At 70.1% G+C, this 12,775-nt stretch carries 13 protein-coding genes; 1 reads left to right on the top strand and 12 read right to left on the bottom strand.

Annotated elements, in window-relative coordinates:
• Positions 1 to 4: 4 nt before the first annotated feature.
• From DEJ12_RS04815 to DEJ12_RS04785, 7 genes are all read right to left on the bottom strand, one after another.
• Positions 5 to 799 (bottom strand): F0F1 ATP synthase subunit delta, encoded by a 795-nt coding sequence (locus DEJ12_RS04815; protein ID WP_111029229.1) that lies wholly within the window; start codon positions 797 to 799, stop codon positions 5 to 7.
• Between the two features lie 2 nt (positions 800 to 801).
• The gene (locus DEJ12_RS04810; RefSeq protein ID WP_071404610.1) at positions 802 to 1,356 is read right to left on the bottom strand and encodes a F0F1 ATP synthase subunit B; all 555 of its coding nucleotides are present in this window, start codon (positions 1,354 to 1,356) and stop codon (positions 802 to 804) included.
• 9 nt (positions 1,357 to 1,365) lie between these two features.
• Positions 1,366 to 1,608: an ATP synthase F0 subunit C gene (gene atpE, locus DEJ12_RS04805; RefSeq protein ID WP_017885749.1), complete on the bottom strand. Its 243-nt coding sequence runs from the start codon at positions 1,606 to 1,608 to the stop codon at positions 1,366 to 1,368.
• Between the two features lie 61 nt (positions 1,609 to 1,669).
• The gene (atpB, locus tag DEJ12_RS04800; RefSeq protein ID WP_241660362.1) at positions 1,670 to 2,530 is read right to left on the bottom strand and encodes a F0F1 ATP synthase subunit A; all 861 of its coding nucleotides are present in this window, start codon (positions 2,528 to 2,530) and stop codon (positions 1,670 to 1,672) included.
• A 107-nt stretch (positions 2,531 to 2,637) separates the two neighbouring features.
• On the bottom strand, positions 2,638 to 3,129 hold the full coding sequence (locus tag DEJ12_RS04795) for a hypothetical protein (RefSeq protein ID WP_217499674.1): 492 nt from the start codon (positions 3,127 to 3,129) through the stop codon (positions 2,638 to 2,640).
• The gene (locus tag DEJ12_RS04790; protein WP_027465783.1) at positions 3,126 to 4,352 is read right to left on the bottom strand and encodes an MraY family glycosyltransferase; all 1,227 of its coding nucleotides are present in this window, start codon (positions 4,350 to 4,352) and stop codon (positions 3,126 to 3,128) included. Before DEJ12_RS04790 ends, DEJ12_RS04795 begins: the two co-directional genes overlap by 4 nt.
• Positions 4,349 to 5,023: an L-threonylcarbamoyladenylate synthase gene (locus DEJ12_RS04785; RefSeq protein WP_027465784.1), complete on the bottom strand. Its 675-nt coding sequence runs from the start codon at positions 5,021 to 5,023 to the stop codon at positions 4,349 to 4,351. Before DEJ12_RS04785 ends, DEJ12_RS04790 begins: the two co-directional genes overlap by 4 nt.
• A gap of 37 nt (positions 5,024 to 5,060) precedes the next feature.
• Here DEJ12_RS04785 and DEJ12_RS04780 point away from each other — a divergent pair, with 37 nt between their 5' ends.
• Positions 5,061 to 5,714 (top strand): HAD family phosphatase, encoded by a 654-nt coding sequence (locus tag DEJ12_RS04780; RefSeq protein WP_139196861.1) that lies wholly within the window; start codon positions 5,061 to 5,063, stop codon positions 5,712 to 5,714.
• A 320-nt stretch (positions 5,715 to 6,034) separates the two neighbouring features.
• On the opposite strand, the gene prmC is transcribed toward DEJ12_RS04780, so the two are convergent.
• The 5 genes from prmC to thrC all read right to left on the bottom strand — a co-directional run bounded on the left by prmC (position 6,035) and on the right by thrC (position 12,710).
• The gene (prmC, locus tag DEJ12_RS04775; RefSeq protein ID WP_110864066.1) at positions 6,035 to 6,910 is read right to left on the bottom strand and encodes a peptide chain release factor N(5)-glutamine methyltransferase; all 876 of its coding nucleotides are present in this window, start codon (positions 6,908 to 6,910) and stop codon (positions 6,035 to 6,037) included.
• An 83-nt stretch (positions 6,911 to 6,993) separates the two neighbouring features.
• Positions 6,994 to 8,076 (bottom strand): peptide chain release factor 1, encoded by a 1,083-nt coding sequence (gene prfA / locus DEJ12_RS04770; RefSeq protein ID WP_017885756.1) that lies wholly within the window; start codon positions 8,074 to 8,076, stop codon positions 6,994 to 6,996.
• 3 nt (positions 8,077 to 8,079) lie between these two features.
• Entirely contained in the window at positions 8,080 to 10,434 is a 2,355-nt protein-coding gene (gene rho / locus DEJ12_RS04765; protein WP_111029228.1) for a transcription termination factor Rho, read from the bottom strand.
• Between the two features lie 180 nt (positions 10,435 to 10,614).
• Positions 10,615 to 11,598, bottom strand: a complete 984-nt coding sequence (gene thrB / locus DEJ12_RS04760) for a homoserine kinase (protein WP_111029298.1) — start codon at positions 11,596 to 11,598, stop codon at positions 10,615 to 10,617.
• A gap of 32 nt (positions 11,599 to 11,630) precedes the next feature.
• Positions 11,631 to 12,710, bottom strand: coding sequence for a threonine synthase (gene thrC / locus DEJ12_RS04755; RefSeq protein WP_071404606.1), 1,080 nt, complete (start codon positions 12,708 to 12,710; stop codon positions 11,631 to 11,633).
• Positions 12,711 to 12,775: the final 65 nt, after the last annotated feature.

The raw sequence follows: 12,775 nt of genomic DNA, 5'->3' as shown, positions 1-12,775 counted from the left end.
ACGCCTAGCCGGCGAGCTGGAGCCTGAGCTCCGAGAGTCGCGTGGACACGGTGCCGTCGATGACGTCGCCGCCGATCTGCACCCGGACCCCGCCGACGACCGTGGGGTCGACGACCTGGTTGATGCTGATGTCCTTGCCGTACCGATCGGACAGACCGCGCGTGACGCGGGCCGACTGGGCGGGGGTCAGTGGCGTCGCCGTGACGACGGTCGCGACGAGCTTGCCGGCCTGCTCGGCCACGATGCGCGAGGCGTCGCGGACGATCTCACCGATGCGGCGGCCGCGGGGCTGCTGCACCAGGGCCGACACGATCGTGATCGTCTGCTCCGAGGCCTTGGCACCGAGGAGCCGCTCGACGAGCGCGCCCTTCTGCTCGGGGCTGCCGAGCTTGGTGCCGAGCGCCAGCTCGAGGCCGGCGTCCGAGCGGACGGCGGTCTCGAAGGCGAACAGCTCCGACTCGATCGACGAGTCCGGACCCGCGGTGGCGGCGACGGCGCGGATGCCCGCGTCCTCGATGCCCGCGAGCAGGTCCTGCTGCGAGGACCAGCGCGAGCCGGCCACCGCGGTCAGGACCGCACGCGTCGCGTCCGACTGTCCGGCGAAGACACGGTCGATGAGGACCTTCTTGCCGGCCGCGTCGGCCGTGGGGTCGGACAGCAGCCCGAGCAGCTGCGGCGCACCGGCGATCGCACGCCCGGAGGCGAGGATCTCGGCACCCGCCGCCAGGCCGGCGCTCGGACCGAGGTCCGACAGCACCGCCCTGGTGGACGCGAGTGCTTCTCTGGTAGCGCTTCGCATGCTCAGTGCTCCCCCGTCTTCGTGGCCTGCGAGGCCTCGAGGTCGGCGAGGAAGCGGTCGACCACTGCGGTCGACTTGGCGTCGTCCTTGAGGGACTCACCGATCACACCGGACGCGAGGTCCAGCGCGAGGGTGCCCACTTCGGACCGGAGTGCCTGGACGGCGCTCTGGCGCTCGGCCTCGATCTGCGCCTGGGCGTTGGCCGTGATGCGTGCTGCATCGGCGGCCGCCTGCTCGCGGACCTCGTTGCCGATCGCCGTGGCGTCGGCGCGGGCCTGCTCACGGATGCGCGAAGCCTCGGCACGTGCGTCAGCGAGCTGCTTGTTGTACTCGTCGAGCGCAGCAGCGGCCTGCTCCTGAGCGGCCTCGGCCTTCTTGATGCCGCCCTCGATGGCCTCGGTGCGCTCATCGAGCATCTTCGTGATGCGCGGCGTGACGACACGCCACATCACCAGGAAGATGATGACGAAGGCAAGCGCCGACCAGACGACGTCGTACAACGGCGGGATCAGCGGGTTGTGCGTCTCCTCCGCCGCGATGATGAGTGCGTTGTGCATCGAGGAGCCTTAGTTGGTGCCGGTGAAGATGAAGTACGTGGCGATACCGATGAAGGCCAGGGCCTCGGTGAAGGCGATACCGATGTACATGAGGGTCGTCAGGCGGCCCTGGAGCTCGGGCTGGCGAGCGACGGACTCGATCGTCTTACCGACGACGATGCCGACACCGATGGCCGGGCCGATCGCTGCGAGGCCGTAGCCAACCGTCGCGATGTTGCCGTTGATCTCCGCGAGAACGGTCGTTGCGTCCACGTGTTTTCCTTTCGAGGTGCGGGTCCGACGGTCGCCGGTCCCGTAGGGGGTCAGTGAGGAATCAGTGCTCGTCAGCCAGCGCCAGCTGGATGTAGACGGCGGTGAGGAGCATGAAGACGTAGGCCTGCAGCAGCGCGACGAGGACCTCGAAGAAGCTGAACGCGATGCCGAACGCGATCGTCCCGACGCCGAAGGCCTTGAAGCCGAGCGAAGCGTCGAAGAAGAAGAACTGCGTGGCCGAGAAGAACAGCACGAGGAGCAGGTGCCCCACGACCATGTTCATCAGGAGTCGCAGCGTCAGGGTGACGGGACGGAGCACGAAGGTGGAGACGAGCTCGATCGGCGTCACGATGATGTACAGCGGCCACGGCACCCCGGGCGGGAAGAGCGAGTTCTTGAGGAACGTGCCCGGGTGCTTGCGGAGGCCGGCGTAGATGAAGGCGAGGTACGCGACGATCGCCAGGATCATCGGCATCGCGATGCGGCTGGTGCCGGCGAGGTTCATGAACGGGACCAGACCGGTCAGGTTCATGAAGAGCACGCCGAAGAAGATCGTCGCCAGGAGCGGCAGGAAGCGCTTGCCGTCCTTCTCTCCGAGGTTGTCGAAGGTGTTGCGACGGACGACGTCGAACGCGTACTCGATGAACGCCTGACCGCGGTTCGGCACGAGCTTCAGTGCACGGGTGCCCACGAACGCGAACACCAGGAGCACGGCGACGGCGAAGAAACGGATGAGGACGAGCCGATCGATCTCGAACGGCGTCCCGGCGAAGAAGATCGCATCCGGGAAGAACTCGTTGATCGACGGACCATGGAACTCGGCGGCCTTGCTGCTCCCCGCCGCGACGGTGTCAACCGCAGCGGAGAGGGACAGGGGAAGAGCGTGGGATAGCAGCGCTGTCTCCTGTGTCGGCGCGCGCACATCATGGCACGCGATGGTGGACGTTGTGGAGGCTCGTCCGCCCCGAGCGAAAGGCTCCGGTAGCGGACTTGAAGAAGCCTATCAGGTGCGAGAGGCTTCCCGGCTTCTCAGACGCGGGGGGTCGGGTTCCCAGCGTCCGCGGAGTCGTCGAGGCCGTCGCCCGGCAGCCGGACGCCGATCGGGGTGCGGGCCTTCGCGACGGCGACGACGTCGATCACCAGGGAGCCGACGACCCCCGCGATGATCACGATCGCCAGCACCGGGAAGTCGACCCAGTCACGGTCCTTGAGCAGGACCAGCAGCACGATGAAGACGATGAACTTGAGCAGCCAGGTGCCCATCACGATGCCGAAGAAGGCGCCGGAGATCATCTGGCCCTTCGAGACGCGCAGCGCGACGAGGACACTGACCGCGGTGAGCCCGAGGAACACGACGCTCAGCACGGCGCCGAGCAGTCCCCCGACCAACCCCGGGCCGTCCGCGACGAGGAACCCGATGAGTCCGCCGACCACCGCGAGGGCGACGGCGAGGACCGCTCCCCAGGTGATGATGCGGCGGAACACCGGCCGGACGTGGTCGAGCGCGTTCGGTGCGGTCACGTGATGTCTCCAGGGATCGTGCGGTCGTTGGCGGCCCGGTCGAGCGGGTCGAGGCTGGCGTCCACCACGGCGGCGGAGCGGTTGGCGGTCTGGGCGGCGATCTCGGTGCGTTTCCGGCCGAGCGGCGCGAAGGTCGCGACGGCGCAGACGGTGAAGCCGACGGACACGAAGACGACGACCCAGTACCAGTCCACGAAGAGGAACAGCAGGCACCCGAAGGCGACGGTCGCGGTCCACGCGTAGAAGATCAGCACCGCGTGGAAGTGCGAGTGCCCCATGTCGAGCAGGCGGTGGTGCAGGTGCTTCCGGTCGGCCGAGAACGGCGACTTGCCCGCGCTGAGCCGTCGGGTGACCGCGAGCCCGAAGTCCAGGATCGGCACGATCAGGATCGCGAACGGCAGCAGGATCGGGATGAACGCCGGCAGCAGCGCCTGGCGTGTCTGCACCGCCGCCGGGTCGATGTTGCCCGTGACCGACACTGCGCTCGTGGCCATCAGGAACCCGACGAGCAGCGCGCCGGCGTCGCCCATGAAGAGCTTGGCGGGGTGCCAGTTCAGGATGAGGAAGCCGAAGCAGGCCCCGACGAGCACCGCGGTGAGCAGCGACGGCAGGTTGAAGAAGAACTCGGTCTGCACGACCACGCGGTTGATGAAGAACGTGTAGAGGAAGAAGACCCCGCCGGCGATGATCGCGACGCCGGCCACCAGTCCGTCGAGCCCGTCGATGAAGTTCACCGCGTTCATCACGAGCACCACCGCCAGCACGGTGAAGATCAGGCTCATGTACGACGAGCCGACGCCCAGCGTGTTGCCGATGGGCAGCGAGACGATCGCGACGCCCTGCCAGGCGAGGATGCCCGCCGCGATGATCTGCCCGGCGAGCTTGGTCATCCAGTCGAGGTCCCAGATGTCGTCCGCGACACCGAGGACCACGATGATGGTCGCTCCCCCGAGCACCGCGAGCACGCGACCCGGTTCGGAGAACACAAGCCGGAAGTAGTCGGTCCCCGCGATCGACGGGAACAGGAACCAGGCCGCGAGCAGCGAGACGATGACGCCGATGTACATCGCGATGCCACCGAGCCGCGGCGTCGGGGTGCGGTGCACGTCCCGCTCGCGGACCTGCGGGTACCACTTGTACTTCAGCCCGAGCTTCCAGACGATCAGGCTCATCACGAAGCTCACGACCGCGGCGATGGCCCCCGCGAGCAGGTAGTACTTCATGTGACGAGGTCGGCTCCGACGACCCGGATGATCTCCTCGTCGGGGATCACCCCGTGCCGGACGATGCGGAGCTTCCCGCCGTCCGACAGCCCGGTGGCGTCGACGATCGTCGAGCCGGTGCTGGCCTCGAAGCCGTCGTGCACCTCGACGGGTCCGCCGTCCAGGTAGATCGCGACGCTGTCACCGAGCATGCGCTCGGCGGCGTCGACGTCCATCGCGGCCGGGTCGCCCGTGGAGTTCGCGGACGAGACCGCGAGGGGCCCGACCTCCTGCAGGAGCTCGAGGGCGATCCGCGAGTCCGGCATCCGCAGCGCGACCGTGCCGCGCGTCTCGCCGAGGTCCCAGTCGAGCGACGGCTGTGCGTGCAGGATGACGGTCAGCCCGCCCGGCCAGAACTCGGCCACCAGGTCGCGCACCGGCTGCGGGACCTCGCTGGCGAGGGCGTCGAGCGTGGGCGGACCGGGGATGAGCACGGGCGGCGGCGACTGCCGCGTGCGGCCCTTCGCGTCGAGCAGCCGCTGCACGGCCGTCGCGCTGAAGGCGTCCGCGGCGAGGCCGTAGACGGTGTCGGTGGGGACCACGACGAGCTCTCCGCGTCCGAGGGCGGCACGTGCGAGCCGCATCCCGGTCAGGAGCCCGTCGGAGTCGGTGCAGTCGTATCGGGATGCCATGACTCGACGATGATAGTGCGACACAATGGTGGACATCGTGAACGAGACGCCCGCACCCCCGCTCCTGTTCCTCTTCGACATGGACGACGTCCTGGTCCGGTACGACTGGCAGGTGCGCATGGCCGCACTCTCCGAGTTCACCGGACACGAGTTCCAGGAGCTCCGTCGCCGATGGTGGGACTGCGGTCACGAGATGCGTGCCGAGGCCGGTGGGTTCGCCGACGGCGACGAGTACCTCGCCGCGTTCGAGCGCGCGATGGAGTGCGACGTCCCCGAGGCCGACTGGGCCCGGATACGCGGATCCGCCATGACCGAGCTGCCGGAACGCATCGAGGCGGTCCGGATCGCGAGCGAGCACGGGCGTGTCGGGCTGCTCACCAACAACGGTCCGCTCGCCGGCCGCTGGATCCACGAGTGGGCGCCGTCCCTGCCCGAGGTCTTCGGCGAGCACCTGGACACCTCGAGCAACTTCGGCGCCCGGAAGCCCGAGCCCGAGGTCTTCCAGCGCGCGATCGCCCACCACGGCGTCCCCGCGGAACGCACCTTCTTCGCCGACGACATGCCCGAGAACATCGCGGGTGCGCGGAGCGTCGGCATCCACGCGGTCCTGGTCGAGCACGACACCGACCTGCGGGAGCACGTCCGCGCCTTCGTCGCGGCGCAGCAGCGCGAGGCCTCCCCCGTCGCGTAGCCCGCCACGCCCGTTCCTTCCCGTCGCGGTTGCGCTGGGAAGCAAGAACGGGCACACCTGGTCGTCCCGAACGACCCGGTACGCCCGATCCCACCAGGTACGCCCGGATCCACGCGGCACACGCAGCACGGCCGAGCGACGGGAGGCCCGCCCCACGCCCGCCACGCCCGTTCCTTCCCATCGCGGTCGCGCTGGAAAGCAAGAACGGGCATACCTGGTCATCCCGGACGACTCGGTACGCCCGATCCCACCAGGGACGCCCGAATTCTCCCGGCACACGCACGCGCGGCCGAGCGACGGGGGGCCCGGCTCGGCTCCGGCTAGCGCGTCGCGGTGGTCGTGCGGTCGCGCCCCGTCAGGTCGACGTGCGTCTCCGGGGTGCGGAACCCCCGGCGCGCCAGGACCTCCCGGACTCCGGCGCCCTGCGGCTCGGCGTGCTCGACGACCAGGACTCCCCCGGGCACGAGCAACCGCCAGGCCGTCTCGGCGAGTGCCCGGACGGCGTCGAGGCCGTCCGGCCCGCCGTACAGGGCCATCGCCGGGTCGTGGTCGCGGACCTCGGGGTCGATCGGGATCGCGTCGTCCGGCACGTACGGCGGGTTCGACACGACGACGGACACGGTGCCGTCGAGTTCCGGCAGCGCGTCGGCGAGGTCGCCCTCGACGAGCCGGACCGTCCCGCCGTGGGCGTCGACGTTGCGCCGGGTCCAGGGCAGGGCCTCGGCGGACCGCTCGACGGCGTAGACCACGGCGTTCGGCACCTCGGTGTCCATCGCGATCGCGATCGCACCGCTGCCGGAGCCCAGGTCCACGGCGATCGGCTCGGGGACCGCGGTCGCCCGCAGCGCGTCGATGCCGAACTGCACGACGCCCTCGGTCTCCGGACGGGGCACGAACACGCCAGGTCCGACGGCCAGGGTGAGCGCACGGAAGTACGCCTGCCCGGTGATGTGCTGCAGCGGCTCACGGGTGGCCCGACGGGCGACGGCGTGCCGGAAGCGCTCGACGTGCTCCGGCGCGATGCCACCACCGATGAGCGCACGGGCCTGTACGGCACCGCGCGAGGTGTCGGTCGCCCACGCGAGCAGCAGCTCCGCGTCGACCCGGGGCGTCGGCACGCCGACGGCGACGAGCGCCGCGGTCGCCTGCTCGAGCAGGCGATCCGCGGCGTACGTGAGGGGCGTGTCGGCGGTGATCCTCCCCACCGGCTCGGCCGGGCCGTCGCTCCGCAGGCTCCGCGACGCCCCGGTACCGGCCGGCGTGGGCCCAGCCTCCGAGGTCACGCGTCCTGGTCGCCGATGGCGGCCAGACGTGCCTCTTCGTCCGCCTGGATGGCGGACTGGATGACGGGCTCGAGGGCACCGTTCATCACACGGTCGAGGTCGTACGCCTTGTAGCCCGTGCGGTGGTCCGCGATCCGGTTCTCCGGGAAGTTGTACGTGCGGATGCGCTCCGAACGGTCCATCCCGCGGATCTGCGACTTACGCGCGTCCGAGGCGATCGCGTCGAGCTCCTCCTGCTGACGCGCGAGGATGCGTGCGCGGAGCACGCGCATGCCGGCCTCGCGGTTCTGCAGCTGCGACTTCTCGTTCTGCATCGCCACCGTGATGCCCGTGGGCAGGTGGGTGATGCGGACCGCGGAGTCCGTCGTGTTGACGGATTGCCCGCCCGGGCCGGAGGACCGGTAGACGTCGATCTTGAGGTCGTTCTGGTTGATCTGGACCTCTTCGGGCTCGTCCACCTCGGGGAACACCAGCACGCCGGTGGTCGAGGTGTGGATGCGCCCCTGCGACTCGGTCTGCGGCACACGCTGGACGCGGTGCACACCGCCCTCGTACTTCAGGTGCGCCCAGACGCCCTGGGACGGATCGGTCGTGTTCGACTTGATCGCGACCTGGACGTCCTTGTAGCCACCCAGGTCGGACTCGGTGCGCTCGAGGAGCTCGACCTTCCAGCCCTTGGTCTCGGCGTAGTGCGAGTACATGCGCAGGAGGTCGGCCGCGAACAGCGCCGATTCCTCGCCGCCCTCGCCGCCCTTGATCTCCATGATGACGTCACGGCCGTCGTCGGGGTCGCGCGGGATGAGCAGCCGGCGGAGACGCTCCTGGCGCTCCGACAGCTGCTCCTCGAGCCCGGGGACCTCGTCCGCGAACGCCGCGTCTTCACGCGCGAGTTCCTGGGCGGCGGCGAGGTCGTCCCCCGCCGCCTGCCAGGCCTCGTACGCGGACTTGATCTGGTTGAGCTCGGCGTACCGCCGGTTCACCTTCTTCGCCCGGGCCGCATCGGCGTGGAGCGCGGGGTCCGACAGCTGCTGTGTCAGGTCCTCGTGTTCCGCCAGCAGCCCCGCTACCGACTCGAACACGCGTTACTCCTGGTGGCCGTTGTGGTGGGCGCCGGTCGAGGGGACCGACTTCTGCACCTGCACCAGGAACTCGACGTTCGACTGCGTCTCCTTGAGGTTCCGCAGCACGATCTCGAGGGCCTGCTGCGGGTCGAGCCCGGCGAGGGCCCGGCGCAGACGCCAGGTGATCTTGACCTCGTCGGCGGAGAGCAGCTGCTCCTCGCGACGGGTACCCGAGGCGTTCACGTCGACGGCGGGGAAGATCCGCTTGTCGGCGAGGTGACGGTTCAGGCGGAGCTCCATGTTGCCGGTGCCCTTGAACTCCTCGAAGATGACCTCGTCCATCTTGGAGCCGGTCTCGACGAGCGCGGTCGCGAGGATGGTCAGCGAGCCACCGTCCTCGATGTTGCGCGCGGCACCGAAGAAGCGCTTCGGCGGGTAGAGCGCCGCCGAGTCGACGCCACCGGAGAGCACGCGGCCCGACGGCGGGGTCGACAGGTTGTACGCACGACCCAGGCGGGTGATCGAGTCGAGCAGCAGCACGACGTCGTGGCCCAGCTCCACCAGGCGCTTCGCACGCTCGATGGCGAGCTCGGCGACGGTGGTGTGGTCCTCGGCGGGACGGTCGAAGGTCGAGGCGATGACCTCGCCCTTCACCGTGCGCTGCATGTCGGTGACCTCTTCGGGCCGCTCGTCGACGAGGACGACCATCAGGTGCGCCTCGGGGTTGTTCTTGGCGACGGCGTTGGCGATGGCCTGCAGCACGACGGTCTTGCCGGCCTTCGGCGGCGAAACGATGAGACCGCGCTGGCCCTTGCCGATCGGCGACACGAGGTCGATGATGCGGGTCGACAGCTTGCCCGGCTCCGTCTCGAGGCGCAGGCGCTCGTTCGGGTACAGCGGGGTGAGGTCGTTGAAGTCGACACGGGCCGCGGCCTCGTCGGCGGACTGGCCGTTGATCGACTCGACGGCGACGAGCGCGTTGTACTTCTGGCGGCTCTGCTGCTCGCCGTCACGCGGCTGCTTGATCGAACCGACGACGGCGTCACCCTTGCGCAGGTGGTACTTCTTCACCTGGCCGAGGGAGACGTAGACGTCGCTCGGGCCCGGCAGGTACCCGGTGGTGCGGACGAAGGCGTAGTTGTCGAGGACGTCGAGGATGCCCGCGATCGGGATCAGGACGTCGTCCTCGGTGACCTCGGGCTCGAAGTCGTCGTTCTGGCCGCCACGGCCGCGCTTGCGGTCGCGCTGGCGACGGCTGCGGCCGCTCTCGGCCTCGTCGGCGTGCTGTTGCTGCTGCTGCTTCTGCTGGCCGCTCGTCTGCTGCTTCTGCTGACCGTTGTTCTGCTGCTGCTTCTGGTCGGCCTTGTCGTCCTGCTTGGCCTCGGCCTGCTTCGGCTGGTCGTTCTGCTTCTGGCCGCCGTTCTGCTGGCCGTTCTGCTGCTCGCCGCCGTTCTGCTTCTGCTGGCCGGCGTTCTGGCCGCCGTTCTGCTGCTCGGCGCCGTTCTGCTTCTGCTGGCCGGCGTTCTGGCCGCCGTTCTGGCCGCCGTTCTGCTGGTCGGTGCCGTTCTGCTGCTCGCCGTTCTCGGCGTTCTGGCCACGGCCACGACCGCGACCACGGCTGCGACGACCGCGACGCGAGCCGCCCTCGCCCTGCTCGGAGTTCTGGTCGCCCTGGTCGTTCTGGTCGCCGGACTCGTTCTGGTCCTGGTCGGCCTGTACGGCGGACGTCGGGGCCTGCTGGCCCTGCTGGGCCGCCTGGCTCGGCTGCTCGGCCTCGGCGGGTGCCGACGCCTGCTGGCCCTGGTCGGCGGCGCGCTGGTCGGCGCCACGCTGCTCGGTGCCACGCTGCTCGGGGTTCCGCTGGCCACGGCCACGGCGCTGGGAGCCGGACTGCGCGGCTTCCTGGGCGTCCTTCTCGGCGCGGACCTGGTCGAGCCCGGCGAGGAGGTCCTCGGTGCCGGTCTGGCCGTGGTTGGTGTGCTCGGCGGCCGAGGTCGGCGCGGCGTTCACGGTGCCGCCGGACGATGCGCGGCGCGAACGACGGGCACGGCTCGGGGCGGCCGACTCGGCGGGTGCCTCGGGGTCGGCGACGGGTGCCTCGGCAGCAGGCTGCGCGGGGGTCTCGGCGGGCTCCGGCAGGGTCGGCTGCTCGGTGGCGGCCGGCTCGGCGGGGGTCTCGGCGACGACGGCGGCTGCAGGGGCCGCCGGCGTCTCGTCGACGGGACGCTTGTCCTCGATGGAGGCGATCAGGTCGCCCTTGCGGAGCTTGGAGAGCCCGGTGATGCCGAGCGAGGAGGCGATGCGCTGGAGCTCCGGGAGACGGAGGGCACGCAGGTCGCTGGGGATCTCCACCTGGGCGGAGTTGTTGTCGGTCAAGGTCGGTGTTTCCTTTCGAACCGCAGAACGCGGAGAGTTTCCACCGTCCCGGATGCAGGGTGAGCATCGACCGCCGTTCAGACGACGGATCGGGATTCGGTGATCAGAAAGAGATGCACACTCGCGCACCGGACCCTGCTACGTCGTAGGAGCTGTCCTGAGGACGAGCGATCCGTACGGTTACGCGGGTTCGGCTTCGAGCGCCGAGTGCGCTGCCACTGTAGCACCACCGAGATCGACGGCCAGCATGAGCGGCCGCCAGTCGGATTCGGCGTGTCGCTGCACCAGTTCGGCGGCGGTCAGGCGCTGTGCCGGGTCGCTGCCGAGGACGAGCAGGCTCGGCCCGGCACCGGAGACCACCGCGGCGAGGCCGTGCTGCCGGAGCAACCGGATCAGGGCGTCGGTCTCGGGCATGGCGCTGGCACGGTACGCCTGGTGCAGCCGGTCCTCGGTGGCGGCGAGCAGCAGCTCGGGGCTCTGGATGAGTGCCGCCACGAGCAGCGCCGAACGGGAGACGTTGAACGCGGCGTCGGCGTGCGGGACCTGCTCGGGCTGCAGGGAGCGCGCGAGCTTGGTCGAGAGCGTCGAGGTCGGCACGAACACCACCGGGGCGACACCGCGGTGCACCAGGAGCCGCTTGTACGCTGGGCCCTCGGCGGTCATCCACGCGATCGTCAGGCCGCCGAAGAGCGCCGGCGCGACGTTGTCCGGGTGGCCCTCCATCTCGGTGGCCAGGGTCAGGAGCGTCGAGGCGTCCAGGTCGACGATGCCCTCGAGCAGACCACGGGCAGCCATCAGCCCGGCGACGATCGCCGCGGCGGAGGAACCGAGACCACGGCCGTGCGGGATCGCGTTCGTGGCGTGCAGCTCGAGACCGGGCTGGTCGACACCGGCGCGCTCCAGGCCACGGCGGACCGCACGGACGACGAGGTTCGTGTCGTCCGTGGCGACCTCACCGGCACCGACGCCCTCGACCGTGACGGTCGCGCCGGGTTCGGAGCGGACACGCACCACGACCTCGTCGTAGAGCGAGAGCGCGAGGCCGAGCGAGTCGAAGCCGGGGCCGAGGTTCGCCGACGTTGCCGGCACCCGGACGCGGACCGCCGATCCGGTCGGCAGCGCTCGGACCGCCCGTCCGGCCGGTACAGCACTGCGGGCGGTCATGCCCTCACCCGGTCCGGACGAGCGGTCGGAGATCACTGCTCGCTGACCAGACCGAGCACGTCGGCGATCGACTTCGTGTCGACCGGCACGCTCGTCGGGGTGACCTCGCCGCCGTCCGGCGTGCGGAGGGCCCACTGCGGGTCCTTCAGGCCGTGGCCCGTGACCGTGATGACGACCTTCGCGCCCTTCGGCACGACACCGGCGTCGGCACGCTCGAGGAGCCCGGCGACACCGATGGCGGACGCGGGTTCGACGAAGACGCCGACCTCGGCCGACAGGATGCGGTGTGCCGCGAGGATGGCCTCGTCGGTGATGGCACCGAAGTAGCCGTCGGTCTCTTCCCGCGCCTCGAGCGCGAACTGCCACGAGGCCGGGTTGCCGATGCGGATCGCCGACGCGATGGTGTCGGGGTGCCGGACGACCTCGCCGTGCACGATCGGGGCGGAACCGGCGGCCTGGAACCCGAACATGCGGGGCAGCTTGGTGCTGCGGCCGGCGGCGACGTCCTCGCGGTAGCCGCGCGAGTACGCGGTGTAGTTGCCCGCGTTGCCGACGGGCAGGAAGTGGAAGTCCGGTGCGTCACCGAGGACGTCGACGACCTCGAACGCGGCGGTCTTCTGCCCCTCGATGCGGTCGTTGTTGACGGAGTTGACGAGGTGCACGGGGTAGTTCGCCGCCAGGTCGCGGGCGATGTCGAGGCAGTCGTCGAAGTTGCCCTGCACCTGCAGCAGCTGGGCGTCGTGGGCGACGGCCTGGCTGAGCTTGCCCATGGCGATCTTGCCCTCGGGTACGAGCACCGCGGCGGTGATGCCGGCGTGCGTGGCGTACGCGGCGGCCGAGGCGCTGGTGTTGCCGGTCGAGGCGCAGATGACGGCCTTCGCGCCGTGCTCGACGGCCTTCGAGATCGCCATCGTCATGCCGCGGTCCTTGAACGAACCCGTCGGGTTCATGCCCTCGAACTTCACGTAGACCTCGGCGCCGGTGCGCTCGGAGAGCCGACGAGCCGGGATGAGCGGCGTGCCGCCCTCACCGAGCGTGACGATGGGCGTCGCCTCGGTCACGTCGAGTCGGTCGGCGTACTCGCGCAGGACTCCCTGCCACTGGTGGGCCATCAGGCTTCTCTCTCTGTCCGGTGGGGTGGATCTGGTGGTGGTGCGGCTGGGTGGGCCGGCTGGTC

Origin of the sequence: Curtobacterium sp. MCLR17_059, assembly GCF_003234665.1 — a bacterium.
Classification (GTDB): domain Bacteria; phylum Actinomycetota; class Actinomycetes; order Actinomycetales; family Microbacteriaceae; genus Curtobacterium; species Curtobacterium flaccumfaciens.
The sequence above is the reverse complement of the archived record's forward strand: the minus strand, read 5'-3'. Positions and strand labels throughout refer to the sequence as shown.

Coding starts and splice junctions, on each gene's coding strand:
- DEJ12_RS04815 (WP_111029229.1), bottom strand. CDS start 799: ATGCGAAGCGCTACCAGAGAAGCACTCGCGTCCACCAGGGCGGTGCTG.
- DEJ12_RS04810 (WP_071404610.1), bottom strand. CDS start 1,356: ATGCACAACGCACTCATCATCGCGGCGGAGGAGACGCACAACCCGCTG.
- DEJ12_RS04790 (WP_027465783.1), bottom strand. CDS start 4,352: ATGAAGTACTACCTGCTCGCGGGGGCCATCGCCGCGGTCGTGAGCTTC.
- DEJ12_RS04785 (WP_027465784.1), bottom strand. CDS start 5,023: ATGGCATCCCGATACGACTGCACCGACTCCGACGGGCTCCTGACCGGG.
- thrB (WP_111029298.1), bottom strand. CDS start 11,598: ATGACCGCCCGCAGTGCTGTACCGGCCGGACGGGCGGTCCGAGCGCTG.
- thrC (WP_071404606.1), bottom strand. CDS start 12,710: ATGGCCCACCAGTGGCAGGGAGTCCTGCGCGAGTACGCCGACCGACTC.